The sequence below is a fragment of the Mesorhizobium sp. WSM4815 genome (assembly GCF_055811575.1).
On the sequence record NZ_JBVVQS010000061.1, the window covers coordinates 1 to 17,482 of the forward strand.

Annotated in this window: 10 protein-coding genes and 7 pseudogenes; 9 read left to right on the forward strand and 8 right to left on the reverse strand. The window is 59.8% G+C overall.

The annotated features are described in order from the left end of the window. The 5 genes and pseudogenes from AC0L2B_RS00610 to AC0L2B_RS00630 all read right to left on the reverse strand — a co-directional run. Positions 1 to 255 (reverse strand): annotated as a pseudogene (locus AC0L2B_RS00610) (hypothetical protein); the annotation flags it as partial. Positions 256 to 1,196: 941 nt separating this feature from the next. Continuing rightward, the gene (locus tag AC0L2B_RS00615) at positions 1,197 to 3,056 is read right to left on the reverse strand and encodes an ABC transporter ATP-binding protein (protein ID WP_473743706.1); all 1,860 of its coding nucleotides are present in this window, start codon (positions 3,054 to 3,056) and stop codon (positions 1,197 to 1,199) included. 893 nt (positions 3,057 to 3,949) lie between these two features. Continuing rightward, positions 3,950 to 4,060, reverse strand: a pseudogene (locus AC0L2B_RS00620) (phenazine biosynthesis protein PhzF); the annotation flags it as partial. Positions 4,061 to 4,192: 132 nt separating this feature from the next. Continuing rightward, positions 4,193 to 4,434 (reverse strand): annotated as a pseudogene (locus tag AC0L2B_RS00625) (Tn3 family transposase); the annotation flags it as partial. A gap of 780 nt (positions 4,435 to 5,214) precedes the next feature. Further along, complete coding sequence (locus AC0L2B_RS00630) at positions 5,215 to 6,141, reverse strand: LysR family transcriptional regulator (RefSeq protein ID WP_473533493.1); 927 nt, start codon at positions 6,139 to 6,141, stop codon at positions 5,215 to 5,217. 116 nt (positions 6,142 to 6,257) lie between these two features. On the opposite strand from AC0L2B_RS00630, the gene AC0L2B_RS00635 reads away from it, so the two are divergent. The 9 genes and pseudogenes from AC0L2B_RS00635 to AC0L2B_RS00675 all read left to right on the forward strand — a co-directional run bounded on the left by AC0L2B_RS00635 (position 6,258) and on the right by AC0L2B_RS00675 (position 13,494). Further along, positions 6,258 to 7,244 carry an NAD(P)H-dependent flavin oxidoreductase gene (locus AC0L2B_RS00635; RefSeq protein WP_473743707.1) on the forward strand — a complete coding sequence of 329 codons (987 nt, stop codon included), beginning with the start codon at positions 6,258 to 6,260 and terminating at the stop codon, positions 7,242 to 7,244. 60 nt (positions 7,245 to 7,304) lie between these two features. Then, a complete protein-coding gene (locus AC0L2B_RS00640; RefSeq protein ID WP_065011452.1) occupies positions 7,305 to 8,660 on the forward strand; it encodes an MFS transporter in 1,356 nt (451 codons plus the stop codon). 60 nt (positions 8,661 to 8,720) lie between these two features. Next, a complete protein-coding gene (locus AC0L2B_RS00645) occupies positions 8,721 to 8,903 on the forward strand; it encodes a tautomerase family protein (RefSeq protein ID WP_473513948.1) in 183 nt (60 codons plus the stop codon). A gap of 20 nt (positions 8,904 to 8,923) precedes the next feature. Next, positions 8,924 to 9,007, forward strand: a pseudogene (locus tag AC0L2B_RS00650) (tautomerase family protein); the annotation flags it as partial. Between the two features lie 208 nt (positions 9,008 to 9,215). Next, positions 9,216 to 10,112, forward strand: coding sequence for an alpha/beta hydrolase family protein (locus tag AC0L2B_RS00655; RefSeq protein ID WP_473743708.1), 897 nt, complete (start codon positions 9,216 to 9,218; stop codon positions 10,110 to 10,112). Between the two features lie 114 nt (positions 10,113 to 10,226). Then, positions 10,227 to 10,493: pseudogene (locus AC0L2B_RS00660) on the forward strand (ISKra4 family transposase); the annotation flags it as partial. A gap of 355 nt (positions 10,494 to 10,848) precedes the next feature. Continuing rightward, positions 10,849 to 11,545, forward strand: a pseudogene (locus AC0L2B_RS00665) (IS6 family transposase). An 18-nt stretch (positions 11,546 to 11,563) separates the two neighbouring features. Next, positions 11,564 to 12,232, forward strand: coding sequence for an IS1595 family transposase (locus AC0L2B_RS00670; RefSeq protein ID WP_280952215.1), 669 nt, complete (start codon positions 11,564 to 11,566; stop codon positions 12,230 to 12,232). 542 nt (positions 12,233 to 12,774) lie between these two features. Then, complete coding sequence (locus AC0L2B_RS00675; protein WP_473743709.1) at positions 12,775 to 13,494, forward strand: TIM barrel protein; 720 nt, start codon at positions 12,775 to 12,777, stop codon at positions 13,492 to 13,494. Between the two features lie 707 nt (positions 13,495 to 14,201). On the opposite strand, the gene AC0L2B_RS00680 is transcribed toward AC0L2B_RS00675, so the two are convergent. From AC0L2B_RS00680 to AC0L2B_RS00690, 3 genes and pseudogenes are all read right to left on the reverse strand, one after another. Next, positions 14,202 to 16,343 (reverse strand): S46 family peptidase, encoded by a 2,142-nt coding sequence (locus AC0L2B_RS00680; RefSeq protein WP_246811264.1) that lies wholly within the window; start codon positions 16,341 to 16,343, stop codon positions 14,202 to 14,204. Positions 16,344 to 17,116: 773 nt separating this feature from the next. After that, the gene (locus AC0L2B_RS00685; protein ID WP_473743711.1) at positions 17,117 to 17,272 is read right to left on the reverse strand and encodes a hypothetical protein; all 156 of its coding nucleotides are present in this window, start codon (positions 17,270 to 17,272) and stop codon (positions 17,117 to 17,119) included. Continuing rightward, a pseudogene (locus AC0L2B_RS00690) lies at positions 17,269 to 17,482 on the reverse strand (YggS family pyridoxal phosphate-dependent enzyme); the annotation flags it as partial. The pseudogene AC0L2B_RS00690 and the gene AC0L2B_RS00685, both read right to left, overlap by 4 nt.

Consider the following 17,482-nt stretch of genomic DNA (forward strand, 5'->3'; position numbering starts at 1 on the left):
AGCTGGTAAGGGGATCAGGCCCGAAGCGTTCGACGTCCTCGGACGAAAGCGGCGGATTGTTCGTGCCCATTGTGATCTGCCCCTGTCGTAGACAAGCTCGTTGGCCTTGAGCCACGTGTAGCCGACGCCACTAAGAAACACGGCGCTCTTGTCGGGCGCTGCATAGATGGTCCGATCCGCCGCCGTAGCGGCGGCAGACAATGTGCAGACGGTGGCGAAAGCAAGAATTGCAACTGATGATGTGCAGCGATTCATGGGGCGGCCTCCTTGGCCCCCCAGGGATCGGATGCCCGTTTGTGATTTTCCGTTAAACGTCGGCGGCTCTCAGCGCCTGTACGCGGGGAGTTGTTTGTCTCGTCGACCATTCCTGGGCATTGGTGCAAAGACGTTGAACTCCGAAGCGATTTCGAGGACGGCTTTTGTCATTGCCCTTTGTCTGGTGCGCACCGCGCTCGTTGCCCGGTCTACATGGGTAGCGGTGGGCTGCCTTGAGCTGGATCAGTTTTAGGGCGAACGGCCTGGTTGAATTCCGGCTCGCGACCCCGTTGCGGGGCCAATTGCAGTGGCGTCGGCAAACGAGCCACCCCCCGGCCCTGCCGGTCATGCGTTCGCTGACCCCAATTCCCGAAGCTCGTCGGGCATGGCGACGTCGAGCCGGTTGGGGCAATCTGCCATGCGCCCCTGCTCCTCGGCGTGTTGCCTGCGCCGTTGCGGACCAGAGGCCGCGATAGCACCGGCGCAATTAACCAGCGGTGTTGCGTCACCCAACTCTTGTACCACGCCTTGTGACCCGGTCCGGATTGCACCAGACGGAGTTTCCAATGCGTTTTTCGACTCGGCTCACCCCTCGTATCGTAAGCTTCTGTGTCCTTGCACGTTCGGGCACCGCCTCAGCAGCGCGCTTTGTGTCCCGCGTCCAATCGTCGACGACAGTGAGGATGTGGAACGGTCGGAGACGGGTCGAGCGATCACCACTGTTTAAGATTCGGCCGTACCAGCATCGGCACGGCGGCGGACGGTCAGCTTCTCGCGATAGAACCGAAGAGCTCTTGTGGCATCTCGTCGCCCATTCCCACACATTTGCGACGGAGGCGGCGAAAGCCGAGATTTGTCTAACGCGAACATGCCCGCTCTCTACGACAACAGCCAAGCATTGCGAGCAGCGCGGAGCCGTGACGAACGACCTTCCAGTCGGATTATCTCTCCTCGGAACTGTCGGCAATCTGGCCGCCGGTCTGCCGCCGCCACAGGCGGGCATACAGGCCGTCGCGTTTGAGTAGCTCCGAGGGGGAGCCCTCCTCAACGATGCGCCCTTTGTCGAGCACGACGATCCTGTCCATGCTGGCAATCGTCGACAGGCGGTGGGCAATGGCGATCACCGTCTTGCCCTCCATTATAAGCTCGAGTTTTTCTTGGACCGCCGCCTCGGCTTCACTGTCCAGGGCAGAAGTCGCCTCGTCTAGAAGGAGAATTGGCGCGTCCTTAAGCAGCACCCGAGCGATGGCGACCCGCTGACGCTGGCCGCCAGAAAGCTTCACCCCGCGGTCACCGACGAAAGCATCGTAGCCGGTGCGGTTTTCGCTGTCCTTGAGATCGGCCACGAAACCGTCCGCATCGGCCAGCATTGCTGCGCGTTCGACCTCCTCCGGCGAGGCATCCGGCCGGCCGTAACGGATATTGTCCCCGACAGAGCGATGGAGCAACGAGACATCCTGGGTCACGACCCCGATATTCTGACGCAGGCTTGCCTGCGTCACCGAACGGATATCCTGGCCGTCGACGAAGATTGCGCCATCGTTTACGTCGAAGAACCGCAGAAGCAGGCTGACAAGCGTTGACTTGCCGGACCCCGACATGCCGACGAGCCCGACCTTCTCGCCGGCGCGGACCCTGAGCGATAGATTCTCGATTACCCCTTTTCCTTGCCGGTATTCGAACCGGATATCCCTGAACTCGACCGTGCCGGCGATAACGGCCAGCGGCCTGGCTCCGGAGACATCGGTTACCGTTGAAGGCGTGGTGATGACCGGCATCGCGTCGCGTATCGTGCCCACAGCCTGGAATATCTGCTGTCCTAGCTGGAGAAAGGCCAGGGAGTTGGCGTTGAGCCGCTGAACGAGTGCGATTGAAGCAACAAATTGGCCGGTGGTGACAAAACCGGCCACGAGTCCCCAGAGCCCGACGGCGATGTTGGTCAGCGAAAGAAGGACGTTCAGCAGGACGACGCTGGTGTCGGTTGTTAAGTGGATGCGCCGTTCAAGCTGTTGCGTCTCGATGGCATCTCCCATGATGGTGCGCATTGCGTCCGCCTCGCTATCTTCGGCCGCAAACAGCTTGACCACGTGGATGTTGCTGTAGAGGTCGGTCATGGCGCCGACGACGAGGCTGCGCGCGCGGGCAGAGTGGCGGGACCGCACGGCAAAATATGGCACTGCCACAACCGCGACTGCGACGTTCGCCACGATCCAAAAAAAGACCGGAAGCGCCAGCGGCCAGGACAGCGTGGCAAGCAGCGAAAGCGAACCGAGAAACTGCACGAGAAAATACGGTATGCTGGAAGACGCTACGACGACCTGCTGCTGCACAGCGGCGGCGAGTTGCGAAATGCGCGACGCCACCTGGCCGGCGAAGAGATCGTGGAAGAATGCAAGGTCCTGACGTTCGACCGCCTTGTAACCATGCCATTGCATAGCCGCGGGCATGCATACGGACACTGCCTGGGAACCCAATGCCTTGGCGATGAACATCAGCAGCGGTTGCACGGGGAACATCAGCAGGCCGAGGAACGTGAGCGTAGGCCAAGCTTCCTCAAGGAAAACCGCCGCACCGTTCGTGCTCACCCCGTCCACAATGATATACATGCCCCAGATCACCGCGAGGTTGATTCCCTCGACCGCCATCATGAAGACGGCGATGGCTGCCAGCACGCCACGGAACATGCGTGCGAAATGCAGAAGCAGCGCAAACGGACCTTTTGCCGGCAAAGGCGCGTAGGGGATATCCAGCGGGCGGATAAGCGTCTCAAAGGGACGATAGATGAAATGCAAAGGCGACATGGCGGGTCAACCGGCTGATCAGAAGAATGGGTGCGGCGCATCGGAGGAGTGCGAGAGCGCTCGCCCCCTGAACTGCCAAGCGCGCGTTCCTCGTCCACACACAATTCGTTCCTGGCGCGCTTCGAGCGGACCACGCAAGGCTAAGGGGCGCATTTGAACATGCGCGCTGTGGCCACGTTCGAGAGCTGCATAGGGTGGCCCTCGTAGTGCTGGTGGACGGCTTGGCTGAAGGAGGCGCGATCTACGAGGACGCGCCGCGGCTGGCTATAGTGGTCCAGCTCCCCAGGTGTGGCTGGGTTCATCGTCCTGTTCTGGCCGTCTCATTGCGGGCATCGAGCACGCTCCTGGCTGATTTCTCGGTCCTCCACGACGCCCTACCGACGTCTCACTTACGAGATCAGCGCAATTTCCGTGCCGGATTTGCGCTCCGTTTCGTTCCACCGCTTGCTCGCCAGCCGGTGCTTGGCTGTAACGGCCAGCGGGTGGGGCTCCGACACTCTTGTTCAGTTTCGGACACAAAAAGGTCGCTATAGACATGCTCGGGAAGACCGGATGGAACCTCGAGCATGTAATCGTCGCACCCGAGCCGAATTTCATCCTCACCGGCTCCCGACCAGGGCGCTTGCTGAAAAGAGCGCTTGCTGCGCCAGCCATGAGTTCGCGGTAACCGCCGCAACCTTTTTCTGATATCGACCTGCGGGTTCACGGAAGAAGCCGATCCCACGCGTCGCGCGATCGAGCGACTGCCGATCATCTGCGGGGAGGACATTCCCTCACGACCTGATCTTTGAATCGGACATTTCGGTCGAACGAGTGCAGGAGCTACTCCATGACGGCGTTTAGAAGCCGGGGTCGCTAGGCTGTCGCTGAAGATCGACCACGTTGCGAAAGAGCGGCAGTTTCGCCAGATCGAACTCGTCGAAGGTCGGGCCGTCGTGCTTGCTCACCGCGCAACGCACCGGTCCGATATTCTCCTCCAGCACGAAGATGCCGGTCGCCTCGCCAGGGAGTTCAGCACCACTGCACTGATGCGATTGCAGTTAAAATGAAGAATCCGAGCTACGCCATTCTCGCAATAAACTGCCAAACCTGACTCAACGACTGCGTTCTCACTATTAACTGCCAAGCGACACTTCGTGGATTTCGCGCCGGAAGGCTTCCGAGCCGAGATAGCGGTGAGAAAAATGGTCTTGATTGCCTTGCCGAGTTGGGCCAGCGCCCTGTAGCTTGGGCGCTGCACGCTCGCCCGCGCAAAGCGGCGCAGGATCGATTCCGCATCGGCCGTGCGGTGCTGCAGGGCCGCCGCATATTTGATCAATTCGTCATACTGCTGCTCGATGAGGTTCCAGTCGATCGCCCGTGTCAAGATCGGCAGAAGGCTCGCGCGCCATTTCGGTGTCGGGCACCCCGCACTTTAAGAACGGGCGACGATTCCGGCCACGGTCGCCAACCATCTGGTGGCGCACCGCGACGGTCCGGCTCTTATGCCAGGGCGAACTGGGGAGCACATGCGCCCCCTGCCATGACGCACGCATCCAGAAGGAAGAGGTGAGAGGTTACGCGAAAGGGTGTGATGGAGTGGGAGGCGCATCGCGTTCGACCATCCGTGGATTCGGCAGCCTTGATTAAGGCCTGCGACGTCTGACCAAGGCCATCCATGGCGGAGTGCTCTCGCTGAGGTTAAAGGCAGCCTCTTCGGCTTCGTACCGGGTCAGCCCGGTGAGCGGCCGACCGTATCTCTCGGCGGGAAGCCCGGTCAGGCTATCGATCACAGACCACAGCCCTGGTTCCGACGGCAGAATCTTGTAGCGCCTCATCGAGCCCTCGCTTGCTAGAAGCACAGAGAACTCCCGCTTTACCGCAAAGTTCCGCAGTGCAGCATCAAAATGTTGCGACGCACTATGAGGGATGCAGTTCATATGACGGGCGGGGTCCTTTTGGCGCGCTGCCCGGCTGCCGGGTGCTGGTCGCCGGCCCGGCCGGCCTTGATAGGGCAGCTCTGGGGCTTCGACGTGTCACGCAGCTCGGCGTTCCGGCTCGAGCGGCACGGCCAGCTCGTGTATGCGCGCATTGGGGCAAACCCGCCGGGCGATATCGCAAAGATGCTGGTGATGCGTCAGATAGATCTGACTGACCCCTTGTTTTTGCTCCACCTTTCTTAAGCCCGCTGCAGTTGTCGGGCCGGCTCTGGTCCTGCCGGCTGAGGCCGTGAATGCGCCTCAGACGCCACCGCCATGAAAGCCTGAAGTGCCGCGGAGAGATACTCGTCGCTCCGCGTCACAAAAACAGTCGGCGCCGACCGCAGATTGTCAGGTAGCGGGTGTATGATGACCTGTCCGTCGGCTGCCGCATCCTGAACGACCCCCCGAGGTAGCATGGCCATCCCTAACCCGGCGGCGACGCAGCCAATGATCCCGTCCATTGTTCCGAGTTCCATCCAGCGGACATGCGTTACCCCACACGCCGCCAGGAACATGTCCATGCGCCGGCGATAGGAACAGCCCGATCGAAAAGCGAGGACCTTCAGAGCCGGCGATGCGGCCAAGGCCTTCAGATCCGAAAGCTCGCGAAACCGCGGCGAGGAGATCACAACGAGCTCCTCTTCGACGATCGATAGGCTCTTCAGTTCGGGATGAGCGATGGGGCCGGAGACGAACGCGCCATCCAGTTTGCGTCCGACGACCTCGCTGACGAGCTGTTCCGTCGGGGCAGCCTCCACCAGTACGTCGACCTCTGGATATTCTGCAGCATAGCGGATCAGGATCGGTGGAAGGCGAAGCGCTGCAGTGGTCTCCATGGAGCCGATCCTGAGTAAACCGCACGGCGTACCGCGGTCTGTGACGACGCGCTTGGCTTCGTCCAGAAGCTCTCCGACGCGCTCGGCATAGGGAACGAGCTGAATGCCGGTGGCTGTCAGTGTAACCCCTCGCCTGGACCGATGAAAAAGCGGAGCACCGATTTCCTCCTCAAGCGATTTTATTCTCGCGGTGACGTTGGATTGCACCGTGTTGAGCACACCGGCAGCCCCTCCGATACTGTTTGCTCTCACCACCGCCTGGAAAAACCTGAGGTCGGCGCTGTTCATCGGCCATCTCCTTTTCAGATGAAAAACATCTGATCTAATCGTTTGTCTTAAGTCAAGTGTCGCAATAGCGTCAAAGAAAAATTTCCGGGAACTTCCTCAAGCTGGGAGAAGTATTGATGACGATACGAACGCGTCTGACAGAATTTTTCGAAATCGAGCATCCCATCATCCTTGCCCCGATGACCCCGGCCGCGGGTGGCGCGCTTGCGTCCGCCGTCGCCGACGCCGGCGGTCTGGGCCTGTTGGGTGGGGGATATGCTGATCGTCAATGGTACGAAACAGAGTCGTCGCTGATTACCAATGAACGCGTTGGCTGCGGGTTCATCGCCTGGGCAGTCGAAGCCGACCTTGATCTGTTTGACCGCGCACTTGCGGAGCGTCCGTCCGCGATGATGCTTTCGTTTTCGGATCCGGCGAAGCTCGCGGCACGGGTCAAGCAGGCGGGTGTTCCGCTGATTTGCATGATCCACACACTCGAACATGCCCGGCGCGCAATCGACGTTGGCGCCGACGTTCTTATTGTTCAGGGGACCGAGGCCGGCGGCCATGGCCTGGTCGCGCGGTCAACCATGCCCTTCGTTCCCGCAGTCGTGGATCTGGTGGCAAAGATTTCGCCTTCTGTCATTGTCGTGGCGGCAGGCGGCATTGCCGACGGTAGGGGCCTGGCCGCTTCGCTGATGCTCGGAGCAGACGGGGTCCTGATGGGAACCAGGTTCTGGGCTACGCGCGAGTCGCTCATCCATCCGGCAGCCAAGGACAAGGTAGTCGCTGCCTCTGGCGACGAGACAATCCGGACTTCCGTCTACGATATCGTCCGTCAGAAGGCCTGGCCCGCTGGCTATACCGGCCGACTGCTCAAAAACGGCTTCATCGACAAGTGGCACGGGCGGGAAGAAGAGCTGCGCACGCTGCATTCCGAAGAATTGTCGAAGGTCGAGGCGGCATGGGCTTCTGGCGACTATGACACGGCCAACGTGACTGTGGGTGAGGCGGTGGGCCTCATCAACGATCTGCCGTCGGCGAAGGACATCGTCCGCCGAACGGTGCGCGAGGCAAGCGAAAGACTTGGCGTCTACGCATTCGATCAGTGCATCGCGAGCTGACTTACCACGGCCCTGAAGAGAGGGCCGACTACTTTCAAAAACATAAAGGGGAACTGCAGCATGCAACAGCTACAGGAAAGGGGCGACTCGGTCCGCAAACCAGGTATCTGGACCGTCGTCCTTGCATCAAGCGCCGGCACGGTCATCGAATGGTACGACTTCTATCTTTACGGAAGTCTGGCGATTTTCTTCTCAACGCTCTTCTACCCTGCCAATGAACCGACGGCAGCTGTTCTGATCAGCGTCGCAACCTTTGCCACAGGCTTCCTCGTGCGCCCATTGGGAGCCCTGCTGTTCGGCAGCATCGGCGACCGCGTCGGACGCAAGAGCACGTTCTTGATGACGCTCATTCTGATGGGCATTGCGACCGCGCTCGTCGGCGTCTTGCCAACCTTTGAGACCGCGGGATATTTCGCGCCGATCGCTCTTGTGGTCCTTCGGCTCATCCAGGGATTGGCGATCGGCGGCGAATACGGCGGCGCCGCCGTTTACGTTGCAGAACACGCACCGGCGAACCGGCGCGGGTTCTTCACGAGCTTTATCCAGACAACGGCAACCGTTGGCTTTTTTCTGGCGATTGTCGTCGTGCTTACGTGCCGGCTGTCGCTCGGCGAAGAACTCTTCAAGCAATGGGGTTGGAGAATTCCGTTCCTGCTATCATCGGTTTTGATCGTGCTGTCCCTTTATCTGCGCCTCAAGCTGAGCGAATCCCCGGTATTCGAGGAGCTTCGCAAAGGCGGGAAGACCGCAAAGAGCCCAATCCGTGAGAGTTTCGCCACCGGTCATGGCGTGCGTTATGCAGCCTTTGCACTGTTCGGGGCGACCGCCGGCCTGGGGTGCGTTTGGTATACAGGCCAGTTCTACGCACTGTATTTCTTGCAAAGCGTGCTGAAGCTTGACTTCCTGACAGCGAACATTTGCCTTGCTGCTGCTTTGGTGATCGGAACGCCCCTCATCGTTTTCTTCGGCGCCTTGTCCGACCGGATCGGCCGCCGCAAGTTGATTGTCACCGGTTTCATTCTGGCAGCCGCGTTCTATGTTCCAATCTATCAGGGCATTGCCGCCGCCGTCGCTGCCCAGAACTTCGTTTTGGTAACAGCGCTGATCGTCGCCCAACTCGTTTTCGTAGGATTGGTCTATGGCCCTATGGCAGCTTTCCTCGTCGAGCTCTTCCCGGCGAAATTGCGCTACACCTCGCTCTCGCTGCCCTATCACATCGGCACAGGCGTGTTTGGCGGCTTTGTTCCCCTCATTAACCTGTCGCTGGTTGCCTACACGGGCAACATCTATGCGGGCCTGGCCTATCCCATTGCGATCGCGATCATGAGCGCAGTCGTAAATGTTCTCTGGTTCCCCTGCGCGCTGGCTGGGGAACCCGAGGCTGCCCCAACCGGCCTACCGGCGAGGGCAATCTGAATATTCACCGGGACGCCGAGTGCGCGTCCCCGCCCTCTTTCCTATTTCCGAGCACGACCCATGCCGCTGATAAAAATTAACCTTCTGAAGGGCCGATCGCCTGGGGAGCAGGACAAGATCCTCGACTGCATCCATGAGGCGGTGGTCAGGGCTTTCCATGTACCGCCAGCCGATCGCTATCAGATCCTGATCGAACACGAGAGATCGCATGTGCGCGCGGAGGATACCGGTCTTGGTCTTTAGTGACAGGCTGATCATTTGAGGTGATCTCGCGAGCGCGGTCAACTGACGACAAACAGGCCTTCTATCGTTTCGTTGCGGCAGGGCTTTTGGATGTGTGTGCGATCGACCCTGCAGATGTTGTGGTCAGTATCGTAGAAAATGGTGACGCGGATTGGTCCTTCGGCCTTGGTCGAGCTCAATTCATAACCGGCGAGCTTCGCGGAATCAGGCATCGCGGCGGTGAAAGACGTCAATGTCTAATGCCAGTCCGATACGGCCGCGCCATCAGCTTTGACCGGCCGCGCAAATTCAAACAACAAGCAGAGAGCAGCTATGAAACAGCTACACCGAACCGTTGCAGCGTCACTGGGAATGCTGATGACAACTTTTTTAGTTTCGGCGCAAGCCAAGGAGGCCATCATCAAGTTCCAAGTCGAAGGCCAGACAATCGTAGGCACGATGGTAAGGCCGGATGATGTCGCGAATCCTCCCGTCATCCTGATGCTTCACGGTTTCACCGGCAGCCGCAACGAATGGAGTTCGGAGGCGGTGAAGGAAGGCCTGTTCGGGCGTGCCGCGCCGGTGCTCGCAAAGAATGGCATCGCTTCGCTTCGGATCGATTTTCGCGGCAGCGGCGCGAGTGACGGCAAGTTCGAAGACATGACCGTCGAAACCGAGATAACGAACACACAAGCAGCGCTCGACTTCCTATCGGCGCATGACAGCATCGACGGCAAACGTATTTCGTTGATGGGAATGAGCCTGGGCGGTGCGGTCACGACAGCAGTTGCCGGCCGGACAAAAACGCCTTTAAAGTCTGTCGTGCTCTGGAACCCCGGCATCAATCTTCCGGCAGCGTTCATCTCCATATTTGGCGAAAAGCAGATGGCGGAAGCTGTGACAGCGGGCGATAAAGTCTATCCGGCCAAGCGCGTCGGAGATGGGAAGGAAATTCCCTTGAAAGGCCGCTTCTTCGAGAGCCTCTACGCGGTGCAGCCTGCCGGCGAAATCTCGCGCTACAAGGGGCCGCTGTTCCTCGCGGTCGGCACGCGCGATAGCATCGTCTTTCCCCAACCCGTTCTCGCCAAGTCGTTGCTGGCTTATCACGACGGTCCGGAAGAACTGTGGGCTGAACCCATTGATCATGGTTTCGGCGTTGAACAGAGTGCCAAGACCGTGGACAAGCTGATCTTAGCGACGGTCGCCTTCCTAAAGTCCAACGGCGAATAGCCTGCGCGTCGAACGGCGCTCGCTTGGCCGCCAATGCCGCCGGAATTGGCGGCGTCTTAGCGAAAGCGGTAACGCTCGCCTGTCGGTTATCCTTCATGCAGGATGCTTGCCCGCGTGAACCTGCCCGGTTCCCGAGTACATCCGCCCCGTGACGACCGAAAGAAAAATTCGAGCTGATCGTAGGCCGCTCGCTGGCTGAAGACGGCGCGGCTATGATCGCGAGCTGCAACGGCGTACTCTCGACTCTCTCAAGAAGCAGGCGTCCAGACCCAATCAGGATATTACCTTTCGTACCGGCCAGTTGGGAAGAAGTCCGGTCGCACGCGGAAATGATCGCAGGCGAGCGAGCATGTCCTCGACTGGTTCCATATCCCCATGCGCAATGGAAGCCGCTTCCTTCCGCGGCTAACCCGATCCTGCCCCGCAACTGCGCGCAGGATTGCTGGCCGGCGTCGCCATCGTCGAGCGCGCCGGGCCTGCGATGCTCGAGATGCTTCACGCCCGTACGAGGGGAGCATGAGGATTTGTGGGGCGGTCAAGCCGCGCGGACCATTTCGCCGTTCTCGTGATTGTCGTTCGCCATGCCGGGATACCATTGCCGGAAGGTCGACCGCAGGGAGCCATCGAGGGTCTGCGTGCGGGTTTTCAGCAGAAGATGTGCACCGAGGCTGTGTTGCAAAGTCTTCGGTAACCAGGCGCATGGCACGGCCTCTGGTAGTTTCGCCGGAGAGTTCAGATGTTCAAGGGCCGCTATTTCAACCAGTCCGTCATTCTGCTTTGCGTTCGCTGGTATCTGGCCTACGGCTTGAGCCTTCGCGATTTGAAGGAAATGATGGCCGAGCGCGGCATCAGTATCGATCATTCGACGATCCACCGCTGGGTCGTTCACTTCTCGCCCTTGCTGCTGAAACGCTTCAATCGGCGCAAGCGTGCCGTCGGCGGAAGGTGGCATATCGACGAAACCTGTATCAAGGTTCGCGGCCGCTGGATGTATCTCTATCGCCATCGACAGCGTCGGCGACACCGTCGAGTTCTGATTCAGCGAGCATCGTGATCTGCCGGCGGCCAAACGCTTCCTGCGCAAGGTGTTGCAGCGTCACGGCCGCCCCGAGCGCATCGTCATCGACGGCAGCCAGACGAATCGCGAGGCGATCCTTTCCTGTGACGCGGAAAGCCGACTGCGGGATCGGTCGCGGCGGCAGCTCAAGCCGATCCGCATCCGAAAGAGCCAGTACCTCGACAACCGCATCGAGCAGGATCACCGGCGCATCAAGTGTCGTGTGCGGCCTATCTCGGTTTCGAATCATTCGCAAGCGCTATCGCCACGCTGGCCGGGATCGAGATGATCCACATGATGGAAAACGACAGGCGAGGTACGCCTTCAATCCAAATCCGCCATCGCCGAGCAATTCGAAATCATCGCCGCCGCGTGAGGCTGGGGTTTGGCTGGCGTGCTGGCCGATGCGACCAACCTCGGTCCGAAGCGAATGGCGAGCGCGTCCAAGGGCATCAGCGCGCACCAGATCGGCTGGATGCGCACCTTCCACGCGCGGTCCGAGACCTATCGCGCGGCGCAAGCATGTATCACCGATGCACACACCCGACATCCGCATTCTCGACTGTGGGGCAACGGAGCCGCGGTCGTGACCGGTCTCTCAGCGCGAGCAAGCGAACGCGTCATTGAAGCGCAGATCGAGTCGAGAGCTCATTTGATGAGCGACGAGTGGAAAGCATTCATGGCCATTGGTGAGAGCTTTGCCAAGCACGAGACCGTGAAGCGTTCCAGTGATGAGTATGTTCGCGATGCCGTCCACGTCAATTCGGTAGAGGGCTTCAACTCCCGCGTCCGCCGTACCATCGCCGGCGTCTTTCATCATATTAGCCCGCAGCATGCCGACCTGTATTTCCACGAGGTTGGCTTCCGATGGTCACAGCGCGTGGTATCCGGGAGCGCCGTTCGGAAAACCCGGTATGGTCTAGAAGTCTTGAGGACCATCTGGTCGCGCGTGCCGCCGGCGCTGCAGCTACTGAGAGTTTTTCGCGTCGCCACGGGGCGTCAGATGCGGCGTAGCCTGGGTGGAGGAATCATCATCAAATCAACCGTAGCTGCTTTTGGTTGATAAATGCCTCGTACGATTTTGAGCAGTTCTTGTTCCGACCCCATCATGCGAAGATCGTGTGACTGTCGAAGTTTTGGCAAAACGAGAGGCATCCCACAGATGGGGCACTCGGCTGCTGCGGGTCACCTTCGACGACAGTCACACTTACTGATCTCGATTTGATTGTTGAACCTCGGTCTTAACAGCAGCAGTGCTGACCTCAAGCTCCTTAACCGATGTCGAAATGAGTTTGGCCGCATGGCACGCGCAAGCGGAGCACCCTGGCCAGCCATTGTGCTTCAATCCGTGCTGTTTGCTCTCACAACCGCCTGGAAAAACCTGAGGTCGGCGCTGTTCATCAGCCATCTCCTTTTCAGATGAAAAACATCTGATCTAATCGTTTGCCTTAAGTCAAGTGTCGCAATAGCGTCAAAGAGAAATTTCCGGGAACATAGAAGGAAAGCCAAGCCATGCGCCAAGCAGCGCCCCGCTTTGCACTCGACCACATGGCGGCGCCCGGACTCGACGTCAGGGCACTTTTCGCTTTTGCCCGTGACCAGGGCTTGACCGATGTCCAGATCCGCAGCCAACAGCGCAGCAATGCTATTGCACGCGGCATGCCGGCGGCGGACGTCCGCTCTGCCGCCGCCGAAGCAGGCGTTGGGATTATTTCCATCAATGCCTTGCAGCGCTTCAACGAGTGGACACCAGCCCGCAGGGCCGAGGCGAGCAAGCTCGCCGATTATGCGGCGGCCTGCGGAGCCAAGACGCTCATGCTAATGCCTGTCAACGACGGCTCCTGGCCCGCCAATGGCGAGCGCCGGGGCGATCTCCGCTTTGCCTTGAAGGCGCTCAAGCCGATTCTCCAGTCGCGCGGCCTGATCGGTCTCATCGAGCCGCTGGGCTTCCAGACCTGCTCGCTTCGATCGAAGAACGAAGCGGCTAAGGCCATTGCCGCCATTGATGGCCAGTCCGTCTTCCGCCTCGTGCACGACACGTTTCATCACACGCTCGCCGGGGAGACGTTCTTCTCCTGCGACCTGACCGGTCTCGTGCACATTTCAAGAGTGAACGATCCAATCCACTGGATCTACCCGGATCGCGTCCTATTCGGTTCCGACAATGGCAGCCAGATCCGGGCGCTGCTTGATGGCGGTTATGCGGGCCCCTTCTCATTCGCACCGTTTGTCGACGCAGCCCACCCGCTGGACGATCTCGCCGGCGCACTTGCCGCGAGCATCGATCTCGTCCGACAAGGGCTATTGACGCGAATGGCGGCATGAGACGCGGGAGTAAATCAGGGGTGCCTGAGACGGCTTTTGGCGTCCCGCGGAGAAGTCATTCGAGACGCCTACTGTAACAATATCTTTCGCATCCAGATGCTTGCCGCATCACTGTTGTGAAGGGTGATCTGTGCCTGAGACCATCCGCGGATCGTGCTAAAGGCCTGCACGAAACCTCAACACGTCTCTTGAGGCCATGCTCAAGAAAAACCGCTCCTCGATGGAGGGCTTCAGCTCGGACCCTGAGTAGTGCGATTAACGAACGTCACTTCGCTGGTCGAACGGGTGAACCGCTTCTATCGAGTCGTCGCCCGTGGCGCTTCCATTCCCTATGCTGCCTTCATTTCGCGGTCCTCGCCAAACTGTTCAGACAAATCAAGCCAGCTCTCCCGGGGACAGACGCCGGCAAGCTGTGCGTGGACTTAGCGAAACAGCCGTCCGCAATTCAGCCCTGTCCAGAGTTTGCGAAACACGCAAAAACGATGAAAGTGCGATGTTCAGGCGCATCGGTGCCGACTGCACAGAGTTACGTCATTTGAAGTTATGCCAAGGGGAAACGGTATTGGGCAACGGCTCAGGCGCTGGCGAACCTTTGAATGTTGCGCATGCATTGGAGCGCCGGCCGATTCGGGCACGATCAACGATCGCTGTGGCAAGCTCACGTCAATGTCCCCGAATTGCCTTTCCCTACCACCAGACTACCCCGCTCAGGAGCGCGACGCCGGCAGCACTCCCATCTCCTTGAGCAACCGGCTAGCGCCGTCAATCTTGTCCATGGTCCAGAGCATGAAGCGACTGTCGACATGGATGCTGCGATTGCGGTCTGCGGCATATGCCCAATCGGAGATCACTCCATCAAGCGTGCCATCGAAGGCGAGGCCGACGAACTCGCCGCGTCCGTTCAGCGTGGCCGAGCCGCTATTGCCGTTGGTGATGTCGGCGGTGGACAGGAAGTCGACCGGTAACGTGCCCAGCGCCGGCGCGGCATAGGGGCCATAATCCTTGGCTCGGATCGCTGCGATAGCCGCATCTGGAGCGTCGAACTCACCCTTGCCCGTTTCTTTGGCCAGAAGTCCATCGGCCGTGGTAAAGGGCATCCAGATCTGCCCGTCGCGTGTTCGCCCCGCCACCTTGCCCCAGGTGATGCGCAGCGAGCCATTCGCGTCGGGATACATCGGCCGGCCGATTGCCTGGCGGTAGGCACGCTGGCCGTGCATATAGATGGCGCGAGCCGCCTGGCTGCGTCCAGCGCGGTCCTTCGCAGCGTGCTTCGCAGCTATGTCGCCGGGATAGAGAGCGACCGCCAACTTGATGAAAGGGTCCTCCGACGCCTCGAAGGCAGCAGCGGGCTTGTCAAGCCAGCCGAGCCGCATTACCGTGTCTGCGAGTTTGGTGTCTGCATAAAGTCGGTCAAGGCCAATTTGGCCCAAAGTGCTTTCGAAAGCAGTATCGCGGTCCTTTGCATCCAGCCGGCGATATTCGTCGAGTGCGGCCTCGAAAAGCTTTCGATCGATGTCTGGCAAATAGCGGCGTTCGATCTGCGTCAGCTGATCCGAGATTTCTTTACGGTCACGATCCTGAAAGCCGCTTTCACGATCTTCATCGGGCTTCTCGTGCTCCTTTGTCCAGCGATAGAGAGTGCGTGCCGATGACAGTAGTTGCGCGCGATTGAGCAACGCCTGGCGCAGCCTCGCCAGCGAAGCCCGGCTATTCTCGCCCACCATCGCGTCCAGTTCGCGGATTGCTGCGTCAAAGCGCGTGTGCCGCACGGGATACTCAGCGACCCAGGCGCGAAAAGCTTCCTCCTCGGTAGCCTTGCGCGCGTCGAGGCCGATCGCGTCGGCGCCGGCAAGATCGCCCGCCAGCTTCTTCTTGTAGTTTTCCACGCCCCGCAGGATGGAGGCGTAGCGGATCTGCGCTTCGCGATTGCCTTCCGTGGCTTGCTTGATCTGGGCCGCATAATCCGAGAGCAAACGCTGGGACAGTGGTTCGTAGTGCGCGAAGTTGAACCGGACTTCATCGGCGGTGAGGAACCGATTGGTTGCTCCGGGAAAGCCGGCGACCATCACGAAATCGCCTTCTTGAACGCCTTTAGAGGCGATGCGCAGCCAGTTCTTCGGCCGGTAGGGCACGTTGTCGCGCGCATAAGGCCGGGATGAACCATCAGGGGCGACATAGGCGCGATAAAAGCCAAAGTCGCCTGTGTGGCGCGGCCACATCCAATTGTCCGTTTCGCCGCCGAAGTTACCTATGCCGAGCCCGGGCGCATAGACGAGGCGCACGTCCTGAATTTCGAGCTTCTGCTGGAGATGGTAGGAGGCGCCGCCATAATAGGATCCTACGTCGCAGCGGCGATTGGGCTGTTCTTCACACGCGGCGATCAGCGCCTTGCGGTTCGCTTCGAGCCGCTCATAGCGGGCAAAGCCGTTCAGCTTGTCTGAGACGCCCTTGAGCATGTCAGCGGTCACATCCCGCATATCCTCGATCACATAGATGCGGCTGCCGGGCGCCGCAGGCAATTCTTCACCCAGGCTCTTCGCCAGAAACCCGTTGGTGAGATAGTTTTGGCTCTCCTTGCTGTTGTACTGGATGGATTCCAGCACGCAGTGATGGTTGGTGGCGACCAGCCCTTGCGGACTGACGAATGAGGCGGAGCATCCGCCCAGTGAAACGATCGCGTTAAGCGGGGCAGCGCCCAGACGGCTCAGCTGCGCGGGATCGATCTGGAGCCCATCCGCGCGCATGGCCGCGCCGACTTCCGCACTCTGGGCCGGCATCCAGATGCCTTCGTTCGCCGATGCAGCGGTGGCCGTCCAGAGCAAGGCGATGGCACTTACCCAAGCAACCATATCACATTCGCAGTTCATACTGGTGTCTCTCCCATTCTATCTACTGTCTCCGCCGACTGGATCCATGAGCTATCAGACTGGCCGGCGATCCCAGCGCCTGCGCGGCTGCCACTGGGGACTGAGGGGACGGTCAACGCAAACATCTGGATGACGCTCCCCTCACATCGTGTCGGTTGTGTGCAACGTTGCGGATCATCCGTTGCACTAATCGTGCCAAAGGAATAAAGCTTTCAACGACCTAAATGGGAAGCTGCCTTCCATGTCCGACCTCCGACATTTCGTCGTAGACCCGACACCCTCGTCCTCGCCAGCGACGAAGCCCGCTGCCGAACGGCCGTAGCCTGTCCATAATTGTGAGAGTGCGTTTCTTCACCTAGCCGTATACGCCGAAGACCATGCGGTATCCTGGGCATATCCTTGTGGTGTTCGCCGATCGGGAAGTGGAGCGACCCATCTGCGAATATCTGAATTATTATCGCCGCTGGAGGCGCCGGGCGGTTCAGGAACTGCTCAGCTCCCGTTCCGCTGTGCCTCTTATGCGACTTTGGGCGAACAAACATCGAACAACGTCAGAACGACTTCGCTCACATGCTGGGATCCGCTATTCGTCATGGGCTCAGTTGTGCCAAGACCCTTCCGAGCCGAGAACCAAATGTGTCGCATTAGGGCCCGAAAGCTGCCTGTCGGCTCACGGGAACGAAGTAGTTTCTAGAAGCGCTTTCAAATTAGATCTAGGGAGCACCGATGCGAGCGCTAGCGCACGCCTTCACACCCTAGCTATATGTAGAGCTGTGCGCAGCGTCGTTCGTCGCGATCAGATACATATAAATGCCGGTGCCGCCGAGCCGGCCGACGGAATCGACCTCAGCCGCGATCAGCCGGCAGACCAGTTTCCGTAGCGCGCAGACAGGCCGTTTGCGATAAATCATGGTTCAATTCCTCGGTCGGTGGGGGCGAAACCCGGCCAGTAGTGGCCGTCAGGCGTCGGCCGCTTGCCAAAGATGGCCTGACCGACGCGCACGACAGTGGCGCCTTCCTCGATGGCTTCCTCGAAGTCTCCGGTCATACCCATGGAGAGCCCGGTCAGCGCGGCGTTGTGCTTCACGGCTTTGTCCCGCAGCCGGCGCAGCAGAATGAAG

Excerpts from the sequence above, each read along its gene's own strand:
- AC0L2B_RS00615 (WP_473743706.1), bottom strand. The coding sequence starts at position 3,056 with ATGTCGCCTTTGCATTTCATCTATCGTCCCTTTGAGACGCTTATCCGC.
- AC0L2B_RS00630 (WP_473533493.1), bottom strand. The coding sequence starts at position 6,141 with ATGAACAGCGCCGACCTCAGGTTTTTCCAGGCGGTGGTGAGAGCAAAC.
- AC0L2B_RS00635 (WP_473743707.1), top strand. The coding sequence starts at position 6,258 with ATGACGATACGAACGCGTCTGACAGAATTTTTCGAAATCGAGCATCCC.
- AC0L2B_RS00640 (WP_065011452.1), top strand. The coding sequence starts at position 7,305 with ATGCAACAGCTACAGGAAAGGGGCGACTCGGTCCGCAAACCAGGTATC.
- AC0L2B_RS00645 (WP_473513948.1), top strand. The coding sequence starts at position 8,721 with ATGCCGCTGATAAAAATTAACCTTCTGAAGGGCCGATCGCCTGGGGAG.
- AC0L2B_RS00655 (WP_473743708.1), top strand. The coding sequence starts at position 9,216 with ATGAAACAGCTACACCGAACCGTTGCAGCGTCACTGGGAATGCTGATG.
- AC0L2B_RS00680 (WP_246811264.1), bottom strand. The coding sequence starts at position 16,343 with ATGGTTGCTTGGGTAAGTGCCATCGCCTTGCTCTGGACGGCCACCGCT.
- AC0L2B_RS00685 (WP_473743711.1), bottom strand. The coding sequence starts at position 17,272 with ATGATTTATCGCAAACGGCCTGTCTGCGCGCTACGGAAACTGGTCTGC.